Here is a 25,288-nt window from a genome sequence, read left to right as displayed (position 1 = left end):
GTTCTGGGGAAACCCCACAGCCGCTCAGGCCCCGGACAGCCAGTCGCGTAGCGCGGCGGTCGCCCGCACGTCGTCCTCGTTGTACTCCAGCACCCGCCTACGGGAGGCCTCCCGGTCGGCTGGGTCCTCGCTGTGGACCGCCTCGTCGAACCAGGCCTGCGAATTCAGTCCGCCGGGGTCGTCGTCCCGCCAGGTGAACCCCGCGCCCTCATGGGCGACCACCTTCAGGCCCAGCCCGTGCGCACCGAACCAGTGCTCGCGCACGGTGGCGAACAGGTCGACGAAGTGGTCCCCGGCCCAGGCCCGGGCCTGTTCCAGCACCGGCTCGCGGGTCTGCTCCGCGAGCCGGCCCAGGCGGTTCACCTCGTACGGGGAGTAGTGGTAGACGAGCACCGTACGGTGGCCGGCGGCCAGGCCCTGCAGCCAGGTCATCGCCTCCACGGCCAGGCGGGCCTCGGCCGCCGCGTCGAGGTCGGCGAAGGAGCTGAAGTGTCGGTAGTGCTGCTCCCCGGTCGAGGTGTCGGTGACCAGGAAGCCCCACAGGTAGACCCGGTCGTCGCTGGAGTTCTCGATGTCGAAGTCGATCTCCAGGTCCGCCCGGGGAACGATGATCGGTCCGGTGGTGATCCGCTCCAGCGACCGGCCGTCGGCCAGCAGGCGGGACCGGTGGGCCGCCAGCACCAGCCGGCGGTCGGCGCCGGGGCGGTGCTGCACCTCGGGCAGGTAGTGCGGCATCAGGTCGTCGAGGTCCACCGCGGCGAGGTCGTCGATCGTGTTGATCCCGAGCCGGCGCAGCACCGAGATCTCGCGGATGTCGAGCGGGGACTTGTCGATCCGCAGGCTGAGGTCGTGGTCGTGCAGTTGGGGCCGGCAGGTCTCCCACCACTCGCAGCGCGGGCACTCCTTGTTGACGATGGGCAGCACGAGCGGCTCGGGTGCGTCCGGCAGGCCCTGCTGCATGGCGACGGCGGCGATGCTCACCCGGAAGCCGTGCTCGTGGTCGTAGCGCTCCAGGATGCTGCGCCGGGTCCAGCCCTCGGCCGACCGGCGGGAGAACGTACGGATCACCGGCTCGGCCAGGTCGACCCAGGTGATCACCAGGCCGTGGCCGGGCAACTGGTCGGTGCCGATGATGCCTGCCAGCGGACGGCCGCCGGCCGCGAAGCCGGCCGACTCCAGCAGGCGCCAGTAGTGGGCGATCTGCAGCAGGTCACCCTCGCGGCTGTTCAGCCGGACGGCCCGGGAGTCCACCGGCACCGCGGCGGCGGGGGATGGCCTGCCCAGCGGTGAGACGGGGACCTGGAAGGTGTGGTCGCGGCCCGAGCGTCGCTGCTCCTGCAGCAGGTGCGCCTTGATCTCGACCGGGTGGTAGCCGGGCCGGCCGTCGGGGGTGTCCTGCCCGCGTACCCACAGGTCGGCCCGTCCGCTGCGATGGCCGGCCAGGTCCAGCGGGACGATGCCGTGGATGATCACGTCGACACCGCTCAGCATCGCTGTCCGGCAGGCGTCCTCGCGGACCTGCCAGGGCTGGTCGACCAGGTCCCGGTGGTCCTCCACCCGGAGCAGTCCGTGCACCCTGGCGGCGCCGAGGATCGCCGCGATCACCCGGTCGGCATGGCTCGGGCCGTCGTCGAAGCTCTCCTCGACCGACGGGTCGACCGCAGGGGTGGCCGGATGCACCTGCGGGTCGAACAGGTTGTGGGTCTTCACCGCGCAGCTGCGAGCGGCGAAGGCGTCGAGGACGAAAGCTGCCATCGGCAGGTCAGGCCCAGGCGCGGTGGATGGCGACGATGCCGCCCGAGAGGTTCTCCCACTGGACGTCGCGCCAGCCGGCCTCGACCAACAGTGCGGCCAGCTGCTCCTGGTCGGGCCAGGCCTGGATCGACTCGGCCAGGTAGACGTACGCGGCCGGGTTGGACGACACGGCGGTCGCCATCCGGGGCAGCGCCTCCATCACGTATTCCTTGTAGAGCGTGGCGAACGGGCGCCAGGTCGGGGTGGAGAACTCGCAGATCACGATCCGGCCGCCGGGGCGTGTGATCCGGCGCAGCTCGGTGAGCGCTCCGATGGTGTCCTCCATGTTGCGCAGGCCGTAGGAGGCGGTGACCGCGTCGAACGAGGCGTCCGCGTACGGCAGGGCGAGGGCGTCGCCGGCGACGAAGCCGAGCTCGGGGTAGCGGTCCTTGCCCACCCGCAGCATGCCCAGCGAGAGGTCGGTCGGGACCACCGTCGCACCGGAGGCGGCGAAGGAGTGGCTGGAGGTGCCGGTGCCCGCGGCCAGGTCCAGGATTAGCTGGCCGGGGCGGGGGGCCAGGGCCTTGCGGGTCGCCTCGCGCCAGAGCCGGACCTGGCCCAGCGAGAGGACGTCGTTGGCGAGGTCGTAGCGCGTGGCGACGCCGTCGAACATCGTCGCCACGTCCTGGCGCCGCTTCGCAAGCGTTGCGCGGTAATCGGTCTTCTGGTTCGCTCGGGCCACCGACCCAGCATGTCACGGACCGCCGACATCGAGGCTCGGCTACCACAGGGCGACCGCCACCGACCGCCGCGCCCGGCCACCCGCTGCCACCCACGGCCCGTCACCGCCTCAGCACTGCACCGGACTACGGTAGGGCCATGTCCCAGCTGTTCTCGCCGCTGACGTTGCGCGGCCTGACCGTCCGCAACCGGGTCTGGATGTCGCCGATGTGCATGTACTCGGCCGCCCCGACCGGGGTCGAGGCCGGCTGCTCGACCGACTTCCACCTGCAGCACCTGGCCTCCCGCGCCAGCGGCGGGGCCGGCCTGGTGATCGCCGAGTCGACCGCGGTGACCGCGCAGGGACGGATCTCCCCGTGGGACCTGGGGCTGTGGAACGACGCCCAGGCAGCGGCGTTCGCGCCGATCAACGACCTGTGCCACCGGCTCGGTGCCCTGACCGGCGTCCAGCTGAACCACGCCGGCCGCAAGGCCTCCACGGTGCAGCCCTGGCGGGGTGCCGCCTCGGTCCCGCTGCAGGAGGGCGGCTGGGGCACGATCGCGCCCAGTGCCGTCCCGCTCGGGGACGCGTACGCCGCACCGCGGGCGATGACCGCCACCGACATCGTCGGAGTGATCGAGGGCTTCCGTGCCGCGGCGGTCCGCGCTGTCCAGTCCGGCTTCGACGTCGTCGAGGTGCACGGCGCCCATGGCTACCTGCTGCACCAGTTCTGCTCCCCGGTCGCGAACCGCCGTACCGACGACTGGGGCGGTGACTTCGAGCGCCGGGTCCGCTTGCCGCTGGCCGTCGTCGACGCGGTCCGTGAGGCCGTCGGGGACCTGGTGCCGGTGCTCTACCGGATCTCGGCGACCGACTGGTTCGAGGAGACCGGGGTGGAGGAGCCGAGCTGGACGGTCTCCGACACCCAGCGGCTCGCGGTGCTGCTGCAGGAGCACGGCGTGGACCTGGTCGACGTCTCCAGCGGGGGCGTCACCCCGCGGGTGGTGCCGCCACGACCCCACCCCGGCTACCAGGTGCCGTTCGCCGAGGCGGTGAAGCGGGTCGTCGACATCCCGGTCAGTACGGTCGGGATCATCGTCGACCCGCAGATGGCCGAGTCGGTCGTGTCCGAGGGGCGCGCCGATGCCGTGATGGTCGCCCGGGAACTGCTCCGGGACCCGTACGCCCCGGCCCGCTGGCAGGCCCGCCTGGACGGCGCCCCGGACCACTACCCGATCCAGTACGCCCGCGCCCTGCCGCTGCGCTGAGCGCCGGGGCCGGTCAGCCCTCCAGGGCGTCCCGCATGGGGACGAGCTTGGCGTTGGACTCGGCCAGCTCGGTGGCCGGCACGGAGTCGGCCACGATCCCGCAGCCCGCGAAGATCTCGATCGAGCGGCCGTCGGGCTGCAGTCGCCCGCAGCGCAGGCCGATCGCCCACTCCCCGTTCCCGTGGCTGTCGATCCACCCGACCGGGCCGGAGTAGCGGCCCCGGTCCATCCCCTCGATCTCGGCGATGGTCGCGCGGGCCACGTCGGTCGGGGTGCCACAGACGGCCGCGCTGGGGTGCAGGGCGGCGGCCAGGGCCAGCGCGGTGGTGCCGGGCCGGACGACGGCGTTCACGTCGGTGGCCAGGTGCATCACGTTGGGCAGCTCGAGCACGTACGGCGTCTCGGGCACGTTCATGCTGGTCGAGTGCGGGGCCAGCGCCCGGGCCACGGACTCCACGGCGAGCTGGTGCTCGCCCAGGTTCTTCTCCGACTGGCTCAGCACCTCCGCGATGGCGGTGGAGGAGAAGGTGTCCTCGACGCCCCGGCCGCCCGTCTCGCCGGGGGAGCGTCGCTTGGGTCCCAGCGCGCCGCGCCAGATCGTCCCGGCGAGCACCCGGGAGGTGACCAGGCCCTGGTCGACCCGGACCAGCATCTCGGGGGTCGCGCCGACCATGTCGTCGACCCAGAAGGTCCAGCACCGCGGGTAGCGCGGGGAGAGACGGCCCAGCAGCCAGCGCGGGTCGATGGGGGCCTGGGTGGTGGCGATCACGTTGCGCGCGAGCACGACCTTCTCCAGGCGCCCCTGGGCGATCCGCTCCACGGCGCCCGCGACCACCTCCTCCCAGTCCGGTCCGGACATCGCGCCGTCCGACCAGGACACCGCACCGGGCCCCTGCGGGGTGGTGGTGGGTACCGGCAGCACCGGCTCGGGCAGCGGCGCGTCGGCCGGCCCGACCCGGGTCATCCAGTGCCGGCCCTCCCGGCTGCCGACCACGATGCTGGGAACCACCAGGACGGACGTACGGGTGGTGTTGGTGTCGTCGAAGACGAACGTCCCGAAGGCGAGCGAGCCGACCCCTGAGGGCAGCGGATCCTGCGCGGACCCGTCGTCCAGCGCGGTGGCCACGGCCTTCCACCAGGCGTTGGCCTCGGCCAGCGAGGTCACTTCGCAGCGAGCGGCCTCGCCCAGCCCGATCATCCCGTCATCGCGGTGGAACCAGGCGCAGGCACCGGCCTCGGGCAGCAGGTCCCGCAGGGGACCGGGGTCGTCGATCATCGTCGTGACCGAGCGGAGGCGAGGGACCGTCGGGAGCGAGGCTGGCTGCATCACCCCCGCACTCTAGCCGTTCCGGCCGGGGGTCGGCCCCGGGCGAACGGCCGCGGGCGGTGCCCGGTGCGGGAGCGGGGCGTGTCCCCGTCCGCGCACCGGCGCACCGCCCGGTCGATCAGGCCAGACCGCGCTCGATCGCGGCGATGATCCGGGGCCGGATGTCGGCGGCCGCGATCACCTCGTCCACCGATCCGACCTCCACCGCGCGGTGGATGCTGTGCACGGCGTCGAACTCGGACGCCAGCTCGGAGATCTTCTCGGCCCGCACCACCGCGTTCAGGTCGGCCAGCTGGACGGCCAGCGCACCGCGCCGGTCCTCCGGGCTGGTCGCGATCCGCTTCTCCAGTTCGACCACCCGCGGGTCGGCGGCGACCCGCTTGCCGACCTCGGAGGCGAAGACGACCGCTGCGGCCGGCGCACCACCGAGCACCGAGGCGTACGAGCCCTCCACCGCCAGCACGGTCAGGCTCGGGTTGAGCCGCTTGGAGAACACCACGAACGCGCCACCGTGGTAGCGGGAGATGACGCAGAACACGATCGGGCCGTCGAAGTTGACGATCGCCCGGCCGATCTCCGCGCCGTACTCCAACTGGAGGTTGCGCATCGACTCCGGCGACCCGTCGAAGCCGGACAGGTTCGCCAGTACCACCACCGGCCGGTGGCCGGAGGCCGCGTTGAGGGCCCGAGCCACCTTCTTGGACGAGCGCGGGAACAGCGTGCCGGCGGTGTAGGTGTCCGGGCCGTCGGTGGGCGGGAAGCCCTGTCGCGGAACCGGCGTGGACTCGATCCCGATCAGGGACACCGCGTGCCCATTGATCCGGGTGTCGGTGACCACTGCGGTCTCCGCGTCGGCCATCCCCGCCCAGCGCTCCAGCATCGGGTGGTCGGCGTCGGCGACGGCGCGCATCACCGTACGGATGTCGAAGGGCCGCTTGCGGTCGGGGTTGTGATCGGCGGAGAAGATCTCCCCGACCGTGTGGAAGTCGCCGTTCGGGTGCGGGAACGGGGACACGTCGCGGTCAGCCGGGTCCGTCGTCGGTGCCCGGCGCGGTCCGGGCTCGCCCGGCGCGATGTAGCTGTACTCGTAGTGCGCCAGCACGATGTCCAGCGCCCCGGCCAGGTCCGCCGCCCAGTACTGCGCCTGCCCGTTCGGGCCCATCACCCGGTCGTAGCCACCGATGCCGAAGTTGTCCTCGGCCGAGACACCACCGGAGAAGTCCAGCGCCTGCTTGCCGGTCAGCACCATGGCGCTGTCCGGGGTCATCACCAGGATGCCCTTGGTGTGCATCAGCATCGTGGCCTCGGCGTTCCAGTACGGCTGGGCGCCGACGTTGATGCCGGCCACGACGACGTTGATCTCGCCACCGTCCTGGGTGAACTCGACGATCCGCTTCAGCGCCTCGGCGACCCAGTCCATGTTCTCGGTGCCGCTGGTCATCGACACCCGCGCCCCGGAGGACACCGCGTACCACTCCAGCGGCAGGCCCAGCTCCTCGGCCAGGTCGAGGGCTGCGATCACCCGGACGCACTCCGGCTCGGACAGGGCGCCGAGCGACTTGGTCGGGTCACCGCACAGCACGACGCGGCGGACCCCCTCCGGGTACAGCTCGGTCGGGGTACTGACCAGGGCGACGATCATGCCGGCGGTGTTGCGTCCGCGGGGACGTTCCACCGGCCCCAGCACGCCGTTCTCGTCGAGGTCGTACTCGACCAGGGAGCCGCCCCGGGTGAGGACCGAGGCCAGCTCGTACGGGTAGACCAGACCGCGCCGCTGGGCGCGCTTCACCTTGGTGGCGTAGTCGTCCAGGGGCGCCAGCGGCTCGGTCGGCGGATCGATCAGGTCTGCGGCGGTGCCGCCGTGGGGCCGGGCGCGGAAGCGGATCGCGACCGGGTGCAGGTCGCCGCGCTGGTCGACCACCCGACCCTGGGCCAGGACCTCCTCGATGCCGTTGCCGTCACTGAGCGGGGTGATCTTGTCCCGCAGGGCGGCGACCTGCTCCAGGTCACCCCGCAGCGCGGGCCAGACGGTCACCCAGACGTGGTTCATCGCCAGCTGGGAGCCGGCCTTGCCGCGGGCGGTACGTGCCCGGCGGATCACCTCGAGGCAGTTCTCCACCGCGCGCTCGGCATGCGGCAGGCCGACGATCCGGCCCTCCTCGTCGCGGACCACCGCGAGCTGGCGCACCTGGGCAGCCGCCACCAGCCGTCGGTCCGAGGGGTTGGACCGGGCGACGCACTCGTAGAGCAGGACGTCGCCGGGGACGTCGATCCGGGTGACGTCGAACTCGCGCAGCCGCCACAGGTTGAGGCGCCGTCCGACCAGCGGGTGCATGCCCCGGACCAGCCGGTCCTCGACCAGGACCTCCCGGTCCTCGGGGGAGTGCTGGAAGGTGTAGTAGTCGACCGGCCGGTCGCCCTCGGGGCAGACCGCGACGGAGACCCGGCGGCAGGCGCCGACGAAGGGCTGGCCGGTGAGCAGGCGGGCGATCTCGGCGGAGACCTGGTCCTGGTCGGCCGGCGGCTGGGGCCAGCGCAGGTAGAGCTCGGCCACCGAGCCGTGGTCGGTGGCCAGCTCGGACGAGACCAGCGCATCGATCGCCCCGCCGGGGGCCAGTTCGGCGATGTCGCCCACGGTGGACACGATCCGGGTCGTGCCGTGCCGGCTGCTGTCGAACTCGGCGCGGACGACCGGGCGGTGCCGGTCGGTACCTGGGACGTCGTGCTGGACGACGGCCAGGTCGGCGAGGCCGTAGTCGAGGTAGTTCTGCCGGACCAGCACCTCGAGCAGCGGCTCGTGCTCCGGTGTCCCGGCCGCGAGCCGGTCGCGGAGGAAGTCTGCCAGCGGCTCGGGGATGGCGGCCAGGGCCTCGATCCGCTGCTGCCGGTCGGTGGCGGTGGGATCGGCCAGGGCCGCGACCTCTTCGGCCACGCCGGACAGGACCTTGGTGCGCTCCGCGTCGACGATCGGCTGGTCGAACCAGCCGAAGCGGACCGAGCGGGCCAGGTCGGCGACGACCGGGAAGCGGCGCTGGGTGGCGCGGATGACCCGCTCCAGCAGGGCGCGGGCGGCCGGGGCGTCGGCCTCCGCGACCGGCAGCGGCAGGCCGAGCCAGCGCTGCAGCACACCGACCATGACGTCGACGTCGGCGCTGTTGTGCAGGGTGAGGAAGATCCGGAAGACCGCCTCCTCCAGCTCCGGGCCGCGCTCCAGGTCGGTGACACCGTAGTGTCCCAGGACGCGCAGCAGCTTGTCCCGGAAGTGGGTGGGCAGGCCGCCGCGCTCCGGGTCGAGGGTGCGCAGGTAGGTGTGGAAGTACTCGCGGGCGCTGTGCACCCGCAGTTCGGTGCGCAGTTCCTCGTCGGCCGGGCGGTTGCGGGTCAGCTCGGCCAGGTCCGTGAAGACCGTGACCAGGCCGATCTCCTGGGCCAGGACGTCGACCCCGGAGGCGGCCAGGGCGTCCCGGCCGGCCAGGTAGTCGGAGAGCAGGGCGCCGACGCGGCCGGGGGCGATGTCGTAGCCGAGCAGCAGGGCGCGCAGCACCTGGAGGGCATGGGCCGCCCGTCCGGCGGCGTCGAGGTCGGCGACCTCGTCGGCCGGCCAGGCCAGTGCCTTGCCGGCGACCTGCTCCGCGGCGGCGTTCGGGTCACCGGTCGGCTCCAGCTGGGCGAGCGGCTCGCCGGTGGCCACCTGGGTGCCGACGCGTACGAAGAGCTCCTTGACCCGCCCGGCGACCGGGGCGGTGACGGCCATCTCCATCTTCATCGCCTCCAGCACCACCACGGTGGCGCCCGCGGCGACCTCGGTGCCGACCGGGACCGGCGTGCCGACCACCAGGGCCGGCGTGGGGGAGCGCATCATGCCGCCCTCGTCGCGGGTGATCCGGTGGGCGACACCGTTCACCTCGACCAGCTGGGTCGTCCCGCTGGCGGCGGTGACCAGGCGGTAGTCGTGGTCACCGATGACCAGCCGGGCGCGCACCCCGTCGATCCGGTCCAGTCGCGCGACGACGGACACGTCCGGGGCCGCGGGGTCCGCCGCGGGGTCGCTGATGCTGACCAGGTGGCGGTCGTGGCTGGTCCGGGCCACCGTGACCGCGTAGCGCACGCCGCGCAGCTTCAGCTCGACGGCGCGGATGGACTCGTGGTGGAGCTGGGGGCGTCCGCCGCGGGCGGTGGTGAGGAGGTGGCCGATCTCGGCCTGCTCCTCCTCGGTGTAGCTCTGGATCGCCGCAGCCACCAGGGCGATGCCGGCGTGCCGGTCGGTGACCAGGCCGCCGTCGGCCATCGTACGGTCGATCCAGCCGGTGTCGGCCCAGGCGGGCTCGCCACGGGTGACCTCGGGCCGGTCCAGGAGCTCCAGGACGAAACTCTTGTTGGTCACGCCGCCGTCGATGACGACGGTGGTCTCGAGCATGGCGCGCTGCAGCCGTGCGATCGCCTCGTTGCGGTTCGAGCCGTACGCGATGATCTTGGCGACCATCGAGTCGAAGTCGGCCGGGATGGTGTCGCCCTCGGTGACGCCGGTGTCGACCCGGACCCCGGGGCCGGCAGGGAACTCCAGCCGGACGATCCGGCCCGGGGAGGGGGAGAAGGAGCGATCCGCGTCCTCGGCGTTGAGCCGGGCCTCGATCGCGTGCCCGTGCTCGACCGGACGCGGCCCGGCGAGCGGGATCCCGGAGGCGACCTGGATCTGCAGGGCGACCAGGTCCAGGCCGGTGACCAACTCGGTGACCGGGTGCTCCACCTGCAGGCGGGTGTTCACCTCCAGGAAGGCGAACGTACGGGTCTGGGGGTGGTAGAGGAACTCGACGGTGGCGGCGCCGCAGTAGCCGACGGCCAGCGCGAGGCGCTCGGCCGAGGCCTTGAGCTGCTCGGACTGTTCCGGCTCGAGCAGCGGGGAGGCCGACTCCTCGATCACCTTCTGGTTGCGGCGCTGCACCGAGCAGTCGCGGACGCCCACGGCCCAGGCGCTGCCCTGGCCGTCGGCGATCAGCTGCACCTCGATGTGGCGGGCGCCGGTGATCAGCTTCTCCAGGAACACCACGCCACTGCCGAACGAGCGCATGGCCTCGTCGCGGGTGCGCTGGTAGGCCTCGACCAGGTCTTCCGGGCCGGTGACCTTGCGGATGCCGCGGCCACCGCCGCCGGCGGTCGCCTTCAGCATCAGCGGGTAGCCGACCTGCTCGGACACCGCCAGCGCCTGTTCCAGCGTGTCGACCGGGCCGCGGCTCCAAGGGGCGACCGGGACGCCGGCCTCCTCGGCGATCAGCTTGGAGCCGATCTTGTCGCCGAGCTTGCGCATGGCCTCGGCGCTCGGTCCGATGAAGGTGATGCCCCGCCGCTCGCAGAGGTCGGCGAAGGCAGGGTCCTCCGCGACGAAGCCCCAGCCGACCCAGACCGCGTCGGCCCGAGTCTCGTCCAGGGCCCGTTCGAGGACCGCCAGGTCGAGGTAGGGGCGATCGGCAGCCGCGCCGATGCGGTAATTCTCATCGGCCTCGCGGACGAAGGCCGCTCCGGCGTCGACGTCGGTGGACAGGGCGATCGTACGGATCGGGGCCTGTCCGGCGGAGGTCCGCTGGGCATTCAGGTCGCGTACGGCATGGATGAGCCGCATGGCGGCCTCTCCGCGATTGACGATGGCGATGCGAGAAATGGTTGGCACCCCTCGACATTTCCATGCTTGGGGCGTTCCTGTCCTGCGGACCACCTACAAGGCCGGGTCCCGGATGTTGTAGGTCTCGATGGAGGCGGAACGGCACCATGGTGGGGTCCATCTCCCCGGAAAGAGCGGTCACGATTGAATAACGCCACGGATCCCTTCCCGTAATCGATCAGCCATTGTTGCTCTGGCTAGGGGGGATGCGGTGTCCAAGGTTTCGCCGTGCAACGGAGGGAGTCGTAGACTGCAGGGGCCAGCCAGCCCCGGCGTCCGTGGGCTGCAGAGGATCTCGAGCCACAGGAGAGTGGATGTCTCGCGCCACCGATGCGGCAACCAGTACCACCGGGGGAGGATCTGTCTCCGTCGACGCGGTAGTGGTCGGAGCGGGTCCGGGCGGATCGGCCACCGCGGCCCACCTCGCGGCCCTCGGCCTGGACGTTGCCCTGCTGGAGAAGCACACCTTCCCCCGGGACAAGATCTGCGGTGACGGACTCACCCCGCGGGCGGTCAAGGAGCTCGTACGCCTCGGCATCGACACCTCCGAGGAGGCCGGCTGGGTGCACAACAAGGGGCTGCGCGTCTACGGCGGCAACGGCCGCCCGTTCACGATGGACTGGCCCGACCTGGCGGACTTCCCCGCCTACGGCATGACGCGGCGCCGTACGGAGCTGGACGAACTGCTGGCCCGGCACGCCGAGGCCCAGGGCGCCCACCTCTACGAGGGGGCCCACGTCACTGACCCCGTGCTGGACGCATCGTCCGGACGGATCACCGGCGTGCGCACCAAGGACGGCCGGACGTTCCACGCCCCGGTCGTGGTCGCCGCGGACGGCAACTCCTCCCGGCTGTCTCTCGGCATGGGGATCCGCCGTGACGAGAAGCGCCCGATGGGTGTGGCCGTGCGCTCGTACGTCACTTCGCCGCGGCACGACGGCGAGTACATGGAGTCCTGGCTCGAGCTGTGGGACGGCGCCCCGGGCGCCTCGCAACTGCTGCCGGGCTACGGCTGGGCCTTCCCGATGGGGGACGGGTCCGTCAACGTCGGCCTGGGCATGCTGAACACCTCACCGGCCTTCGCGAAGACCGACTACCGGCAGATGATGCGGACCTGGCTGGAGAACACCCCGGAGGAGTGGGGGTTCCGGCCGGAGAACCTGCAGGTGCCGATCAAGGGCATGGCCCTGCCGATGGCGTTCAACCGCAAGCCGCACTACAAGGACGGCCTGCTGCTGGTCGGCGACGCCGGTGGCATGGTCAACCCCTTCAACGGCGAGGGGATCGACTCGGCGCTGCAGGCCGGCCGGGTCGCGGCCGGTGTGATCGCCGACGCGAAGGCCCGCGGCTTCGGCACCGGCTCGGCGGAGCGAGCGCTGCGCGGCTACCCGGTGCTGATGCAGGACGAGCTGGGCAAGTACTACCGGCTGGGTGCCGTCTTCGCGCAGCTGATCGGCCACCCCACGGTGATGCGGATCGCCGTCCGGTACGGACTGCCGCGCCGGACGCTGATGAAACTGGTGCACAAACTGCTCGCAGGGCTCACCGACCAGCGCGACGGGGACGCGTTCGACCGGGTGATCAACACCCTCGTGCGGATCGCCCCCTCGGTCTGAGTACGCTCAGCACGGACGGGGCAGGGATGTCAGAGAGGCTTGCGAGGATGACCACGGCACAGGGAAGGACCTGGCGATGAACATGTACCTGCCGTTGATCCTGATGTTGGTGATGGGCGCCATCATGGCGGTCGTCGCCCTGGTGTCGGCGATCATCGGACCAACCCGGTACAACCGGACGAAGTCCGATTCGTACGAGTGCGGGATCGAGCCGACCCCCCAACCCACCGGCGGTGGCCGGTTCCCGGTGAAGTACTACATCACCGCGATGCTCTTCATCGTCTTCGACATCGAGGTCGTCTTCCTCTACCCCTGGGCCACCTCCCTCGGCGCGCCGGGGATGGGCAGCTTCGCCCTGGTCCAGATGCTCATCTTCATCGGCCTGGTCTTCCTGGCCTACATCTACGAGTGGCGGCGCGGGGGTCTGGAGTGGGACTGACAGCAGCCGGTTCGTACGTCGACAGCGGAAACGTGAGGTGCTGATATGGGACTCGAGGACAAGATCCCGCAAGGGGTCCTGCTGACCACTGCGGAACAGCTTTTCGGGTGGGCGCGCAAGGCGTCCTTCTGGCCGGCGACCTTCGGCCTGGCCTGCTGCGCCATCGAGATGATGTCGTTCGGCGCGACCCCGCACGACGCGGGACGCTGGGGCCAGGAGGTCTTCCGCGCCTCGCCGCGCCAGGCCGACCTGATGATCGTGGCGGGCCGGGTGAGCCAGAAGTTCGCCCCCGTGGTCCGCCAGATCTACGACCAGATGGCCGAGCCGAAGCGGGTGCTGTCGATGGGTGTGTGCGCCTCGTCCGGCGGCATGTTCAACAACTACGCGCTGGTGCAGGGCGTCGACCACATCGTCCCCGTGGACGTGTACGTGCCGGGCTGTCCGCCGCGCCCCGAGATGCTGATCGACGGGATCATGAAGCTGCGCACGATCGTGCAGAACGCCCCCATCGGTGCCGACGAGCGTGATGCGGCCATCGCCCGCGAGGCGCGCCAGCTCGTCGCCTCCTCCCTCACCGAGCAGAAGGGCCTGCTGCGATGACCGACGCCAGCATTCCCGTCGTCCCCGAGGACGGCCAGGGACAGGAGCAGGAGCGCCGCGTCCTGGACGTCCGCCAGGGCCTGTTCCACGCCTCGACCACCTCCGACGTGTCCGGCTACAACGACATGACCTGGTACGTCGAGATGCCCCAGGCCAGCCGTCGGCCGTACGGCGGGTGGTACGACGGCTTCGTCGACCGCCTGCGCGGGCTGGTCGGTGACCCCGACGAGGCGATCAGCTCGGTGGTGGTCGACCGGGGCGAGATCACCCTGTTCATCGACCGCGCCCACCTGGCCGAGGTCGCCCGCGTGCTGCGCGACGACCCGATGCTGCGGTTCGAGTCCTGCCCGTCGGTGTCGGGCGTGCACTACCCGACCGATCGGGGTGCCGAACTGCACGCGGTCTACCACCTGCTGTCGATGACCCACAACCGCCGGATCCGGCTCGAGGTCACCTGCCCCGATGCGGATCCGCACATCCCGTCCGTCGTGGCGACCTACCCGACGGCCGACTGGCACGAGCGGGAGACGTACGACTTCTTCGGCATCATCTTCGACGGCCACCCCGCGCTGACCCGGATCGAGATGCCGGACGACTGGCCCGGTCACCCCCAGCGCAAGGACTACCCGTTGGGCGGCATCCCCGTGGAGTTCCACGGCGCCACGAACTCCCCGGTCCACGAGCGGAGGGACTACAACTCATGAGCACCGAATTCCACGACGAGGACATCCTCGACGACACCACCACCCAGGACGATCCCTACCGGCAGGCCGGCGACCCCGAGGTAGGCAACGTCTACTACGCCGACGGCGGTGACTGGGACGACATCGTCGAGGCCCAGGCCGAGCGTGGTGACGAGACGATCGTGGTCAACATGGGCCCGCAGCACCCGTCCACGCACGGCGTACTCCGGGTCCTCCTCGAGCTCGACGGCGAGACGGTCACCGATGCCCGGATCGGCATCGGCTACCTGCACACCGGCATCGAGAAGTCGATGGAGTACCGCACCTGGGCCCAGGGCGTCACGCTGTGCACCCGGATGGACTACCTGACGCCCTTCTTCCAGGAGGTGTCGTACTCCCTCGGCGTCGAGCGCCTGCTCGGGATCGAGGACGACATCCCCGAGAAGGCCACCACGATGCGCGTGCTGCTGATGGAGATGAACCGCATCGTCAACCACCTCGTCGCGATCGGTACGACCGGCAACGAGATGGGCGCGACCACCGTGATGACGGTGGCCTTCCGCGAGCGCGAGGTCATCTTCGACATGCTCGAGATGATCACCGGCCTGCGGATGAACCACGGCTTCATCCGTCCCGGCGGCGTCGCGAACGACCTGCCTGCCGGCGCCATCCCGAAGCTGCGGGAGATGTCCGCCTGGCTGCACACGCACCTGCCGGAGATCGGCGGACTGTGTGACGACAACCCGATCTTCCGGGCCCGGCTCGACAACGGCATCGGCTACCTCGACCTCACCGGCTGCGTCGCCCTCGGCGTCACCGGCCCGCCGCTGCGCGCCACCGGGATCGACTGGGACCTGCGCAGGAAGCAGCCGTACTGCGGCTACGAGACCTACGACTTCGACGTCATCACCGATGACGGCTGCGACTCGTACGCCCGTTACGTGGTCCGCCGCGACGAGATGTTCCAGGCACTGCGGATCGTCGACCAGGCCATCGACCGGCTGGAGAAGATGGACGGCCAGCGGGTGATGGTCAACGACCCGAAGATCGCGCTGCCGGCCCAGCTGACCGTCGGGCCGGATGGCCAGGGCAACTCCAACGAGCACATCCGCCACATCATGGGCGAGTCGATGGAAGCGCTGATCCACCACTTCAAGCTGGTCACCGAGGGCTTCCAGGTCCCGCCGGGCCAGGCGTACGTCCCGGTCGAGAGCCCCAAGGGCGAGCTGGGTGCCCACGTCGTCTCCGACGGCGGCACCCGCCCCTACCGGGCACACTTCCGTGACCCCAGCTTCGTCAACCTTCAGGCCTACCCTGCGATGGTCATCGGCGGCATGCTGTCCGACGTCTCCGTCGCGGGTGCCAGCCTCGACCCCGTCATGGGAGGCGTCGACCGATGAGCGGTTTCAGGACCCATTTCGACAACACCGGAGGCGTCGGTCCCGACGACCCCGCGGGCACCCGGATCGATGCCTCGACCATCGCCGAGCTGGAGGAACTCGCTGCGCGGTACCCGGAGAAGCGTTCGGCCCTGCTGCCGATGCTGCACCTGGTGCAGAGCGTGGAGGGACGGGTCACCCCGGCGGCGATCGAGATCTGCGCGCGCATCCTCGACATCACCCCGGCCGAGGTGAACGGCGTCGCGACCTTCTACACCATGTACAAGCGCAAGCCGATGGGCAGGCACCACGTCGGCGTCTGCACCACCTCGCTGTGCGCGATCCTGGGCGGTGACGAGATCGCCGCCGCCCTCGAGCAGCACCTCGGCGTGGGCAACGACGAGACCTCCGAGGACGGGGCGATCACCTTCGAGCGCGTCGAGTGCAACGCGGCGTGCGACTACGCCCCGGTGGTGATGGTCAACTGGGAGTTCTTCGACACGATGACCCCCAAGAAGGCGATCGAGCTGGTGGATCGCCTGCGCAGCGACGAGGTCGTGGTGTCCCCGCGTGGGGCCACGATCACCTCGTGGCGGGAGGCGGAGCGGGTCCTGGCCGGCTTCCCGGACGGGCGGGCCGACGAGGGCCCCGCTGCCGGTACCCAGTCGCTGCTCGGACTCAAGCTCGCCGAGCGCAACGGCTGGCGTGCACCTGATCCGGCCGATGTGCCGGCTCCGAGCCAGGAGGAGGGCAAGTGACCGACACCCTGACCCCGGTCCTCAGTGCCAACTGGGGCGACGAGCGGGCCTGGAAGCTCAGCAACTACGAGCGGCGCGGCGGCTACCAGGCCCTGCGGACCGCCCTCGGCAAGGCCCCGGCCGACATCATCGGCCAGGTCAAGAACGCGAACCTGCGCGGCCGCGGCGGCGCGGGCTTCCCGGCCGGCGTGAAGTGGAGCTTCCTGCCCAAGGACAACCCCAACCCGGTCTACCTGGTCGTCAACTGCGACGAGTCCGAGCCCGGCACCTGCAAGGACATCCCGCTGGTGATGGCCTCCCCGCACACGCTGCTCGAGGGCGTGATCATCAGCTCGTACGCCGTGGGCTGCCACCACGCGTTCATCTACATCCGCGGTGAGGTCCTGCACGTCATCCGCCGGATGCAGCAGGCGGTGCGCGAGGCCTACTCCGCCGGCTACCTCGGCAAGGGCATCCTCGGCACCGACTTCGACCTGGAGGTGACGGTGCACGCAGGTGCGGGCGCCTACATCTGCGGTGAGGAGACGGCACTGCTGGACTCCCTGGAGGGTCGCCGCGGGCAACCGCGTCTCAAGCCGCCGTTCCCCGCGGTTGCCGGCCTCTACGCCTCGCCGACGGTGATCAACAACGTCGAGACGATCGCCACAGTGCCGTCGATCATCAGCAACGGGGTCGACTGGTTCACCTCGATGGGCACCGAGAACTCCCGCGGTATGACGCTCTACTCGCTCTCCGGGCACGTCGCCAACCCCGGCCAGTTCGAGGCCCCGATGGGGATCACCCTGCGCCAGCTGCTCGACATGGCCGGCGGCATCCGCCACGGGCACCAGCTGAAGTTCTGGACCCCCGGCGGCTCCTCCCTCGGCATCCTCACCGACGAGCACCTGGACGTGCCGCTCGACTACGACGGGCCGGCCAAGGTCGGCACCGGCCTGGGTACCAAGGCGCTCCAGTGCTTCGACGAGACAACCTCCGCGGTGCGGGCCTGCCTGCGCTACGTGGAGTTCTACAAGCACGAGTCGTGCGGCAAGTGCACCCCCTGCCGGGAGGGCTCGTGGTGGCTGGTCCAGCTGCTCGCGCGGCTCGAGGCGGGCAAGGGCGAGCCGGGCGACATCGACAAGCTGCTCGACCTGTCCGACAACATCGCGGGCCGGTCCTTCTGCGCCCTGGCCGACGGTACGGCGACGATCGTGAAGTCGATGGTCAACTACTTCCGGCCCGAGTTCGAAGCGGGCCTGCACACGCCCGCCTGGGAACTGTTCCCGTACGAGAAGACGACCGCCTGGTACCGCGCCGGCGCCGTCGCTGAGAGCGGAGCCACCGCATGAGTGAGACGACGAAGGAAGCCCAGGCGCTCGCCACGCCCGCCGCCGACCCCCAGGCCGGCGCGCTGGCAGCGGGGGGAGCGAACACCAACACCCCCGATGCGGCGCTGGCCCTGAACCGCAACCCGCTGTCGCGCCAGATCGCCGAGGCCGACCCGGCCACCCTGGTCTCGGTGACGATCGACGGCATCGAGGTCAAGGTGCCCAAGGGCACGATGATCATCCGGGCCGCCGAGATGATCGGCAAGCCGGTCCCGCGCTTCTGCGACCACCCGCTGCTCGACCCGGTGGGCGCCTGCCGCCAGTGCCTGGTCGAGATCACCGACGACGGGCGCGGCCGCCCGATGCCCAAGCCGCAGGCCTCCTGCACCACCGCGGTGATGCCCGGCCAGGTCATCAGGACCCAGGCCACCTCGCCGGTGGCGGCCAAGGCGCAGAACGGCATCAACGAGTTCCTGCTGATCAACCACCCGCTCGACTGCCCGATCTGCGACAAGGGCGGGGAGTGCCCGCTGCAGAACCAGGCGATGGCGGTCGGCAACGGGGACACCCGCTACTCCGACGTGAAGCGCACCTACCCCAAGCCGATCCCGCTCTCCGCCGAGATCCTCCTGGACCGTGAGCGCTGCGTGCTGTGTTCGCGCTGCACCAGGTTCGCCGACGAGATCGCTGGCGACCCGCTGATCGAGCTGGCCGAGCGCGGGGCCGTGGAGCAGGTCGCGATCCACGACGGGGAGCCCTTCAACTCCTACTTCTCCGGCAACGTGATCCAGATCTGCCCGGTCGGTGCCCTGACCAGCACCGCCTACCGGTTCCGTGCCCGCCCCTTCGACCTGGTCTCCACGACCACCACCTGCGAGCACTGCGCCGCCGGTTGTGAGCTCCGCGTCGACCACCGCCACAACGACGTGATGCGTCGCTATGCCGGGGACGACCCGGACGTGAACGAGGAGTGGAACTGCGACAAGGGCCGCTTCGCCTTCGTGTCCGGGCGCGGCACCGACCGACTGACCCACCCGCTGGTCCGCGAGGACGGCGTGCTGCGGCCGGCGTCCTGGCCCGAGGCCGTCAACGTCGCCGTGGACGGACTGCGCGCCGCCGGCGGTGCGGTCGGCCTGCTGCCCGGCGGCCGGCTGACCTGGGAGGACTCGTACGCCTGGTCGAAGTTCGCCCGGGTCGTGCTCGGCACGAACAACGTGGACTTCCGCTCCCGTCCGCACACCCTGGAGGAGGCAGGCTTCCTCGCCCACGCGGTCGCCGGCACCACGGTGGCGGACTCGGTCACGTACAAGGACCTGGAGAAGGCCTCCGGCGTGCTCCTGGTCGACCTGGAACCCGAGGACGAGTCGCCGATCGTGTTCCTGCGCCTGCGCAAGGCCTGGCGCAAGAAGCACCTGCGCGTCTGGACCGTCGCGCCGTTCCTCAGCAACGGCTCCCGCAAGCTCGGTGCCACCCTGGTGCCCACCGCCCCCGGGGGCGAGGCGCGTCGGATCGAGGGCATCGACGACGACCTGGACCTCGGGTCGAACGGCATCATCCTGGTGGGGGAGCGGGCCGGGGCCAGCCTCGGCACCCTGACCGCGGTCCTGCGGCTCGCCGAGCGCAAGCAGGCCCGGGTCGCCTGGATCCCGCGTCGCGCCGGCGATCGTGCCGCCGTCGAGGCGGGCCTGCTGCCCAACCTGCTGCCGGGCGGACGCCTCGTCGAGGACCCGTCCGCACGGATCGACGTGCAGGCAGCCTGGGACGTGGAGCACCTGCCCACCGAGCCGGGACTGGACGCGGACGCCATCCTCGGCGCCGCCGCGGACGGCACGCTCAAGGCGCTGGTCGTCGGCGGCATCGAGCCCACCGACTTCCGCGACCCGGCGGACGCCCGCCGCGGCCTGGAGGAGGCCGGCTTCGTGATCAGCATCGAGCAGCGCCTCTCCGAGGTGACCGAGCGGGCCGACGTGGTCTTCCCGGTCAGCCTGTTCGAGGAGCGCAACGGCACCTTCCTGGACTGGGAGGGGCGCGAGCGCCCCGTCCACCAGGTGGTCCGGCCGCACACGCTGGTGGACGACCTGCGGGTCCTGGTGGCCCTGGCCGACGCCCTCGGCGTCGACCTCGGGGTGCGGGACGCCGCCGCGGCGAAGGCGGAGATCGACCAGCTCGGACGGTGGGAGGGTCCCCGGGCCGACGCCCCGACCGAGTCGTACGAGACCGTCGAGCAGGTCGGTGAGCGCGACGTGGTGCTCGCCACCTGGCGCACCCTGCTGGATGCCGGCCGTGGCCAGGACGGGGAGCCGCTGCTGGCGCTCACGGCCCCGACGCCGGTGGCGCGGATCTCCCCGGCAACGGCGGCCTGGGCCGGGCTCGACGGTGACGCCGTCGTGCTCCGGACCGACCGCGGGCAGCTCGCCTTCCCCCTGGTCGTCGACGACACCATGGTCGACGGCGTGGTCTGGACACCCCGCAACGCCCCCGGCCCGTCGGTCGCGGAGCACCTGGGACTGGTGGCAGGTGACGTCGTCGGGCTCGCCCCGGCGCAGGCCACCGCCACCGACGACTCGACTGGAGGCGTGGCATGATCCCGCTCGACCTGTCCCTGTTCGGTCACGACCCCGTGTGGCTGGTGATCATCAAGGTCATCATCTGGTTCGTGTTCATCCTGCTCGCGACGATCTTCAACGTGTGGCTCGAGCGCCGCACGCTGGGTCGGATGCAGCAGCGCATCGGCCCGAACTTCGCCGGACCCTTCGGCCTGGTCCAGGCCCTCGGCGATGGCCTGAAGCTCCTGTTCAAGGAGGACCTGATCCCGGCCAAGGCCGACAGGTTCATCTTCAAGCTGGCACCGGTCATCATGACCATCGTCGCCTTCGGCACCTTCTCGCTGGTGCCCTTCGGTGGCACCGTCACGATGTTCGGGCACCAGACGCAGCTCCAGTTGGTCGACTCCCCGGTGGCCGTGCTGCTCTACCTCGCCCTGACCGCGGTCGGCGTGTACGGCGTCGTGCTGGCCGGTTGGGCCTCCTCCTCGCCGTACTCCCTGCTCGGTGGCATCCGTTCCACGGCCTCGATGATCTCCTACGAGATCGCGATGGGCCTGTCGCTGGTGACCGTCTTCCTGTACGCGGGAACGATGTCGACCAGCGAGATCGTCCAGGCCCAGGCCGCGCCGCTGCAGTTCGGCGCCAGCCAGTGGCAGGGGTCGATGGGCTGGTACTTCCTGCTCCTGATCCCTTCGTTCCTGATCTACGTCATCTCGATGTTCGCCGAGACGAACCGCCAGCCGTTCGACCTCCCCGAGGCCGAGGGCGAGCTGGGCTCGGGCTACATGACCGAGTACTCCGGCATGACGTACGCCCTGTTCTTCCTGTCCGAGTACATCAACATGTTCATGGTCTCGTGCGTCGCCACGACCCTCTTCATGGGCGGCTACCTGCCGATCTGGCCGTTCAACAACATCCAGGCCCTGCACAACCCCTGGCTGGGACCGGTCTGGTTCCTGCTCAAGGCCTACTTGTTCATGTTCCTGTTCATCTGGGTCCGGGCCACCGTGCCCCGGATCCGCTACGACCAGCTGATGCGCCTGGGCTGGAAGTGGCTGATCCCGATCGCCCTGGTCTGGACCATGCTCGTGGCCGTCTTCCGCGTCGGCGCGGCCGAGGGCTGGATCGGCAACCGCTCCTTCCTGATCGGAGCGGTCGTGGTCGCCGCCGTCCTGATTGCCCTCCTGCTGTTCACCGGGCCGAAGGTCGAACCGGAGCAGGAGCCGGACCCGGCAGCCTTCGACCCGTTCGCGGGCGGCTACCCCGTCCCGCCGATCGGGGACCAGCAGGTCCCCGGCCTGATCGACGTGGTGGTCTCCGCCGCCGACGAACCGCAGCGTTCCGCGCTGACCGAAACGTCCGACACCGACCGAAGGGCTGATTCCTGATGGTGAATCCTGTTGCAGGCTTCGGGGTGACGTTCAGCACCCTGTTCCGCAAGACACAGGTCAAGGGTGACCAGACGCGCATGTACCCCGAGCGGCCGGCGATGGTGATGCCGCGCTACCACGGGCGGCACCAGCTCAATCGCTGGCCGGACGGACTGGAGAAGTGCGTCGGCTGCGAGCTGTGCGCCTGGGCCTGCCCCGCCGACGCGATCTACGTCGAGGGCGCGGACAACACCGAGGAGGAGCGCTACTCCCCGGGGGAGCGCTACGGCCGCGTCTACCAGATCAACTACCTGCGGTGCATCCTGTGCGGCTTCTGCATCGAGGCCTGCCCGACCCGGGCGCTGACCATGCTGAACGACTTCGAGATCGCCGACACCTCTCGCGAGGCGATGATCTGGGAGAAGGACCGCCTGCTGGCGCCGCTGCAGCCGGGGATGGAGCAGCCGCCCCACCCGCGCCGTCTCGGTGACGACGAGAAGACCTACTTCCTGGGCCTGCCCGACACGGGCCTGCCCGACACCCGGATGCCCGAGGGGCACCAGGACACCCACGTGGACGAGTCCCAGCAGCGCCCGGTCGGCACCCCCTGGATCCGTTCCGGATCCGAGGTGCGCAAGGAGATGCGCAAGCAGTTCCACCCGGACTACTCCATGCCGTCCGAGCACGCACTCGAGGCCGGGGACGACTCCCGGGCCCTCGGCCCGGCAGACGGCGCGTCGACGACGGACAAGGGAGCCGAACGATGATCCCCCTCGCACTCGGGTCGGAACTGGCCTTCTGGCTGTTCGCACCGCTGATGGTCCTGGCCGCGCTGGGGCTGGTGTTGTCGCGCAGGCCGGTCCACTCCGCCCTCTTCACGGCCTTCGTGATGGTCGGACTCGCCGTGCAGTACGCCGCCCTGGACGCGCCGTTCCTGTTCGCCGTGCAGATCATCGTCTACACCGGCGCGGTCATGATGCTGTTCCTGTTCGTCATCATGCTGGTCGGCGTGAGCTCCTCGGACTCCATCGTAGAGACGATCAAGCACCAGCGCGTGCTGGTCGGCCTGGCGGTACTCGCCCTGGCGGTGATGCTCATCGCCGGCATCGGTTCGGCCGGGACCGATCCCGGGAAGGGCCTCGCGGAGCCGAACGCCAGTGGCAACGTCCAGGGCATCGCCTGGTTGCTGTTCAACCGGTACGTGCTCGTGTTCGAGGCTGCCGCCGCGCTGCTGCTGATCGCCACCATCGGGGCGATGGTGCTGGCCAACCGCCAGCGTACGACCCCGCGGCGGACCCAGGCGGACATCGCTCGTGACCGCATGAAGGAGTACGCCCGCACGGGCGCCCACCCCGGCGGCCTGCCCGGTTCGGGCGTCTTCGCCCGGCACAACAGCATCGATGCCCCGGCACTGCTGCCGGACGGCTCGGTCGCCGAGCCGTCGGTCTCGCGCACGCTCAAGGCCCGTGGCGTCATGCTGCAGGGCGAGCACCTGGCCGACGCGACCCGCGAGACCCTCGCCGCCATCGACCCGGACGCGACCGACGCGGTCGGCGGACGCACCATCGACGAGGCCCGTGCCACCCGCGCCCAGCTGCCGCAGGGCAGCACCGGTGTGAAGGATCCCGAGGACCTTGCCCACAAGGGAGATGAGGAGCGATGACCCCGAACCACTACATCATCCTGGCGGCGATGCTGTTCATCATCGGCGCCTCGGGGGTGATGCTGCGGCGGAACGCGATCGTCGCCTTCATGTCGGTCGAGCTGATGCTGAACGCCGCCAACCTGCTGCTGATCACCTTCTCCAACTACTGGGGGGTATTGGACGGCCAGATCGGCGCGCTCTTCGTGATGGTCGTCGCCGCCTGTGAGGTCGTCGTGGGACTCGCGATCATCGTGGCCATTTTCCGTACGCGTCGGTCGACCTCGGTCGACGATGCCAACCTGCTGAAGTTCTGAGGGGCGCCCGATGATTCCGCTTGAACTGGCCTCCGCGGTGCCCGCGCAAGGGATGTTCACCTGGGGGTGGACGATGATCGCCGCGCCCGCACTGGGCGCCCTGCTGCTCCTCGTACTGGGCAAGGCCTCCAACCGCTGGGGGCACCTGTTCGCCACCCTGATGCCGATCTGGTCCTTCGCGATCGCCGTCTGCCTGTTCGCCGAGATGCTGCTGCGCCCGACCGGCGAGCGTGTCGTCAGCGCGCCGCTCTACGACTGGATCACCACCAGCATGTGGACCGCCTCCTTCGGGTTGCGGATCGACCAGCTGTCGATCCTGTTCGCGATGCTGATCACGGGGGTCGGTTCGCTGATCCACGTCTACTCGATCGGCTACATGGCCCACGACCCGAACCGGCGCAAGTTCTTCGCCTTCCTGAACCTGTTCATCACGGCGATGCTGATCCTGGTCCTGGCCGACAACTACCTGCTGCTGTTCCTCGGCTGGGAAGGCGTCGGCCTGTCCTCGTACCTGCTGATCGGCTTCTGGCAGGAGCGGCCCAGCGCGGCCAGGGCAGCGAAGAAGGCGTTCGTGATGAACCGCGTCGGTGACGTCGCGATGTCGATCGCCCTGATCCTGATGCTGGCCCTGTTCGGCTCCACGTCCTTCGACGTGGTCAACGCCGGCGCCCCGAAGATGACCTCGACGGTCGCCACGCTCCTGGGGATCCTGCTGCTGATCGGCGCCTGCGCCAAGTCCGCCCAGGTCCCGCTGCAGGCCTGGCTGCTGGACGCCATGGAGGGCCCGACCCCGGTGTCCGCCCTGATCCACGCGGCCACGATGGTCACCGCCGGTGTCTACCTGGTCGTCCGGTCCGGCGAGGTCTACGCCATGTCCGAGGTCGCCTCGACCCTGGTGGTCATCGTCGGCACCGTCACGCTCCTCGCCGGTGCCTGGATCGGTTCGGCGAAGGACGACATCAAGAAGGTGCTCGCCGGCTCGACCATGTCGCAGATCGGCTACATGATGCTCGCCGCCGGTATCGGTCCGGTGGGCTACGCCTTTGCGATCTTCCACCTGCTCACGCACGGCTTCTTCAAGGCCAACATGTTCCTCGGCGCAGGCTCGGTGATGCACGCGATGAACGACGACGTGGACATGCGCCACTACGGGGCCCTGGCCCGTCCGATGCGGCTGACGTTCCTGACCTTCGCGATGGGCTACCTGGCCATCATCGGGTTCCCGTTCTTCGCCGGCTTCTACTCCAAGGACCACATCATCGAGGCCGCCTTCCAGCACAACATCGTGGTCGGCGTGCTCGCCCTGCTGGGCGCCGGTGTCACCGGCTTCTACATGACGCGCCTGATGATGATGACGTTCTTCGGCGAGAAGCGCTGGCGCGAGGAGCAGCACCCGCACGAGTCGCCCGCCGTGATGTGGATACCGCTCGCGGTGCTGGCGATCCTCTCGGTCATCGGTGGCCTGCTGATGAACAACTGGATCGGCGGCTGGCTCGCGCCCGCCGTCAACGGTGAGGTCGAAACCACCGGGCTGCTCCACATCACCGCGATCGGCGGGCTGACCATGGCCGTCGTGGCCTTGGGCGTCGCCCTCGGCTGGTGGCTGTACCGCGAGGACGTCCCGGACGTCGCGCCGATGAACGTGTCGCTGATGACGCAGATCGGCCGCAATGACCTGTACGGGGACGCCTTCAACCTGGCTGCCTTCACCAACACCGGCAACGGCGTGGTGACCGCGGTGCAGGCCGTTGACGACCACGCCATCGATGCTGTCGCGAACGGCACCGGGACCGCCTTCGGGCAGCTCGGCCAGCTCTTCAAGCGGGGCGAGACCGGCTATGTCCGTTCGTATGCGCTGACGATGGTGGCGGGTTCCGTCCTCATCGGCGTCGTGCTGATCCTGGGCCGTCTGGCCTGACGGGAGG

General features: G+C 70.4%; 17 protein-coding genes and 1 pseudogene. 14 read left to right on the top strand and 4 right to left on the bottom strand.

What is annotated here, in order from left to right; translation table 11 throughout:
• Positions 1-24: 24 nt before the first annotated feature.
• A complete protein-coding gene (locus GA0111570_RS05005) occupies positions 25-1,755 on the bottom strand; it encodes a TM0106 family RecB-like putative nuclease (RefSeq protein WP_092607287.1) in 1,731 nt (576 codons plus the stop codon).
• 7 nt (positions 1,756-1,762) lie between these two features.
• Positions 1,763-2,476: a demethylmenaquinone methyltransferase gene (locus GA0111570_RS05000; protein WP_425438609.1), complete on the bottom strand. Its 714-nt coding sequence runs from the start codon at positions 2,474-2,476 to the stop codon at positions 1,763-1,765.
• 137 nt (positions 2,477-2,613) lie between these two features.
• On the opposite strand from GA0111570_RS05000, the gene GA0111570_RS04995 reads away from it, so the two are divergent.
• The gene (locus tag GA0111570_RS04995; RefSeq protein ID WP_092607280.1) at positions 2,614-3,723 is read left to right on the top strand and encodes an NADH:flavin oxidoreductase/NADH oxidase; all 1,110 of its coding nucleotides are present in this window, start codon (positions 2,614-2,616) and stop codon (positions 3,721-3,723) included.
• Between the two features lie 13 nt (positions 3,724-3,736).
• Here GA0111570_RS04995 and GA0111570_RS04990 read toward each other — a convergent pair whose 3' ends face one another.
• The gene (locus tag GA0111570_RS04990; RefSeq protein WP_092607277.1) at positions 3,737-5,050 is read right to left on the bottom strand and encodes an isochorismate synthase; all 1,314 of its coding nucleotides are present in this window, start codon (positions 5,048-5,050) and stop codon (positions 3,737-3,739) included.
• A 118-nt stretch (positions 5,051-5,168) separates the two neighbouring features.
• Positions 5,169-10,715: an ATP-binding protein gene (locus GA0111570_RS04985; RefSeq protein WP_092607274.1), complete on the bottom strand. Its 5,547-nt coding sequence runs from the start codon at positions 10,713-10,715 to the stop codon at positions 5,169-5,171.
• Between the two features lie 305 nt (positions 10,716-11,020).
• Here GA0111570_RS04985 and GA0111570_RS04980 point away from each other — a divergent pair, with 305 nt between their 5' ends.
• The 13 genes and pseudogenes from GA0111570_RS04980 (at position 11,021) to nuoL (ending at position 25,281) form a co-directional block, all read left to right on the top strand.
• Positions 11,021-12,322 (top strand): geranylgeranyl reductase family protein, encoded by a 1,302-nt coding sequence (locus GA0111570_RS04980; protein WP_092607271.1) that lies wholly within the window; start codon positions 11,021-11,023, stop codon positions 12,320-12,322.
• A 76-nt stretch (positions 12,323-12,398) separates the two neighbouring features.
• The gene (locus GA0111570_RS04975) at positions 12,399-12,761 is read left to right on the top strand and encodes an NADH-quinone oxidoreductase subunit A (protein ID WP_092607268.1); all 363 of its coding nucleotides are present in this window, start codon (positions 12,399-12,401) and stop codon (positions 12,759-12,761) included.
• 45 nt (positions 12,762-12,806) lie between these two features.
• Positions 12,807-13,361, top strand: coding sequence for a NuoB/complex I 20 kDa subunit family protein (locus GA0111570_RS04970; protein WP_092607265.1), 555 nt, complete (start codon positions 12,807-12,809; stop codon positions 13,359-13,361).
• Complete coding sequence (locus GA0111570_RS04965) at positions 13,358-14,065, top strand: NADH-quinone oxidoreductase subunit C (RefSeq protein WP_092607262.1); 708 nt, start codon at positions 13,358-13,360, stop codon at positions 14,063-14,065. Before GA0111570_RS04970 ends, GA0111570_RS04965 begins: the two co-directional genes overlap by 4 nt.
• On the top strand, positions 14,062-15,444 hold the full coding sequence (locus GA0111570_RS04960) for an NADH-quinone oxidoreductase subunit D (protein ID WP_092607259.1): 1,383 nt from the start codon (positions 14,062-14,064) through the stop codon (positions 15,442-15,444). The genes GA0111570_RS04965 and GA0111570_RS04960 overlap by 4 nt, the downstream gene beginning before the upstream one ends.
• Positions 15,441-16,181, top strand: coding sequence for an NADH-quinone oxidoreductase subunit NuoE (gene nuoE / locus GA0111570_RS04955; protein ID WP_092607256.1), 741 nt, complete (start codon positions 15,441-15,443; stop codon positions 16,179-16,181). The genes GA0111570_RS04960 and nuoE overlap by 4 nt, the downstream gene beginning before the upstream one ends.
• Entirely contained in the window at positions 16,178-17,509 is a 1,332-nt protein-coding gene (nuoF, locus tag GA0111570_RS04950) for an NADH-quinone oxidoreductase subunit NuoF (protein ID WP_092607253.1), read from the top strand. The genes nuoE and nuoF overlap by 4 nt, the downstream gene beginning before the upstream one ends.
• Before the next feature lie 137 nt (positions 17,510-17,646).
• Positions 17,647-20,073 (top strand): NADH-quinone oxidoreductase subunit G, encoded by a 2,427-nt coding sequence (locus tag GA0111570_RS04945; RefSeq protein ID WP_217634055.1) that lies wholly within the window; start codon positions 17,647-17,649, stop codon positions 20,071-20,073.
• Positions 20,070-21,422: an NADH-quinone oxidoreductase subunit NuoH gene (gene nuoH, locus GA0111570_RS04940; protein ID WP_092607247.1), complete on the top strand. Its 1,353-nt coding sequence runs from the start codon at positions 20,070-20,072 to the stop codon at positions 21,420-21,422. The genes GA0111570_RS04945 and nuoH overlap by 4 nt, the downstream gene beginning before the upstream one ends.
• Positions 21,423-21,424: 2 nt before the next feature.
• A pseudogene (gene nuoI, locus GA0111570_RS04935) lies at positions 21,425-21,949 on the top strand (NADH-quinone oxidoreductase subunit NuoI); the annotation flags it as partial.
• 218 nt (positions 21,950-22,167) lie between these two features.
• The gene (locus GA0111570_RS04930) at positions 22,168-23,067 is read left to right on the top strand and encodes an NADH-quinone oxidoreductase subunit J (protein ID WP_092607244.1); all 900 of its coding nucleotides are present in this window, start codon (positions 22,168-22,170) and stop codon (positions 23,065-23,067) included.
• Positions 23,064-23,363 carry an NADH-quinone oxidoreductase subunit NuoK gene (gene nuoK / locus GA0111570_RS04925; protein WP_092607241.1) on the top strand — a complete coding sequence of 100 codons (300 nt, stop codon included), beginning with the start codon at positions 23,064-23,066 and terminating at the stop codon, positions 23,361-23,363. The genes GA0111570_RS04930 and nuoK overlap by 4 nt, the downstream gene beginning before the upstream one ends.
• Before the next feature lie 10 nt (positions 23,364-23,373).
• Positions 23,374-25,281: an NADH-quinone oxidoreductase subunit L gene (nuoL, locus tag GA0111570_RS04920; protein WP_092607238.1), complete on the top strand. Its 1,908-nt coding sequence runs from the start codon at positions 23,374-23,376 to the stop codon at positions 25,279-25,281.
• The last annotated feature ends 7 nt before the right edge of the window (positions 25,282-25,288 follow it).

It is taken from the genome of Raineyella antarctica (genome assembly GCF_900092135.1).
Lineage (GTDB): Bacteria > Actinomycetota > Actinomycetes > Propionibacteriales > Propionibacteriaceae > Raineyella > Raineyella antarctica.
The sequence above is the reverse complement of the archived record's forward strand: the minus strand, read 5'-3'. Positions and strand labels throughout refer to the sequence as shown.